Consider the following 1,451-nt stretch of genomic DNA (forward strand, 5'->3'; position numbering starts at 1 on the left):
CCATAATGCTGGAGAAAGTGAGGGAATTGAGTTAACACATCCAGCTGTAGTTAAGAGAGCTATGCAGCTCAATAGTTTTAATATTTTTTTCATTTTCCCCTCTTTCAATGGATTTATTTACGATAAAAAGGCTCTAAAGCCTGTTGATATTTTATCTCCGTTTTTCAAGACAGTTCTGGACTGAGTTGAGATGGTAGATTGAGAAAACAATCGCGCCATTCCAAGCAAAGGCAAGAATAGTGGGATTGTTGGTCATTACAAACAGCAAGACTTAAGGCTGGCATTTGCGACTATTTTTATATTTTTTACAAAACGGGCTGTTCAAGCGCTTCTTGACACTGCGCTGTGGAACAACAGCACCTGGACGACAAGCCGGAAGATTCTTTCCTTGAAAATTCTCACACCACGTTCCTGCCTCTGTATCTTTATAGCGGAATCCTGATTGAACCATACAAGAATCAATGAACGCCTTTTTATTTAAACTTAACTTTCTATTTTCTGGATCCTTATCATAAGGGGTTGGCATACCACATTCTAATAAGGCTTTTCCTACCTCTGTAAAATCAGTAACACCATTTTTCTCCCATGCGCTCAAATACCCCCCAGGAGTTTTATTAAACTGACATCCGGTGATACTTAACAAAGTTACAGCACCTAATAGCTTTAGAGTTTGTTTCATTTTTTACTCCATTATTTAATTCAAGGTTTTTGTTTTAAATGAGATGAGCCATACCTTTTTTGGCATTTTTGACCCGCATCTCCAAGACAGGTATGGGAACTTATGGGATTCATGACCACTCTCCACCATTCTTTCCACATGTTACTACCAGTAGGTATTGTCTCGTAAGTATAGCCATTGCCACCAATAATTCTGCTGACAAAGTCATATCTATTCCCATCAAAGCCAATAGTGATTTGTTTGCCATCACTCACATAACCTAACAAACCGGATGCCGCCAAAACATTAAAGGCGGGCCCATAGAGATTGATAGTCGTGTTTTCGTTGGCTATACCGTGAACACCTTCTTGTTTGAAAGAATTCAGCATATTCCCCAATGTCATTGTCCCGCGACTATGTCCATAAAGTTCTAACCCTGTAAGACCNACTGCTTTTCTTCATCCGTTAAATAATGAAACTTAGGTATTTTTTGTCCACGAGCGTCTTCTATAGGCTCTCCATTTGCATCTATTTCATAGAGTATATTGCCATTTTCATCACGGTCGACCACGGCGATGGGATGCTCTTTGATAAACATGGTTTTATAGGAGTCATCGCTGTATTTAAATCCTTCTTCCAACAATTGCGTTGCCATTTCGCGGTTTTCATGGACGATTTGTTCCAGCTTGCCTACATCGAGCTGTTGTACACTCTTATGGGCGCTAGCAGTATCCCGATTAAGGGAGGCGATGGCTTGCTCAACATCTTGCCCTGTTAATGCCTTCTGCCCTGC

Annotated in this window: 3 protein-coding genes; 1 reads left to right on the plus strand and 2 read right to left on the minus strand. The window is 40.5% G+C overall.

Annotated features, from left to right (window positions below; all coding sequences use genetic code 11):
* On the plus strand, positions 1 to 184 hold a 184-nt coding region (locus ACFIK2_RS00625), incomplete at its 5' end, for a hypothetical protein (RefSeq protein ID WP_375676787.1).
* Positions 185 to 271: 87 nt separating this feature from the next.
* Here ACFIK2_RS00625 and ACFIK2_RS00630 read toward each other — a convergent pair.
* Together ACFIK2_RS00630 and ACFIK2_RS00635 are read right to left on the minus strand one after the other, a co-directional pair.
* A complete protein-coding gene (locus ACFIK2_RS00630; RefSeq protein WP_375676785.1) occupies positions 272 to 679 on the minus strand; it encodes a hypothetical protein in 408 nt (135 codons plus the stop codon).
* A 20-nt stretch (positions 680 to 699) separates the two neighbouring features.
* Positions 700 to 1,047 carry a hypothetical protein gene (locus ACFIK2_RS00635; RefSeq protein WP_375676786.1) on the minus strand — a complete coding sequence of 116 codons (348 nt, stop codon included), beginning with the start codon at positions 1,045 to 1,047 and terminating at the stop codon, positions 700 to 702.
* Positions 1,048 to 1,451 lie beyond the last annotated feature (404 nt).

The sequence above is a fragment of the Bartonella sp. AP88XZML genome, from assembly GCF_042195565.1.
Taxonomy (GTDB): domain Bacteria; phylum Pseudomonadota; class Alphaproteobacteria; order Rhizobiales; family Rhizobiaceae; genus Bartonella.

Coding starts and splice junctions, on each gene's coding strand:
- ACFIK2_RS00630 (WP_375676785.1), bottom strand. CDS start 679: ATGAAACAAACTCTAAAGCTATTAGGTGCTGTAACTTTGTTAAGTATC.
- ACFIK2_RS00635 (WP_375676786.1), bottom strand. CDS start 1,047: ATGCTGAATTCTTTCAAACAAGAAGGTGTTCACGGTATAGCCAACGAA.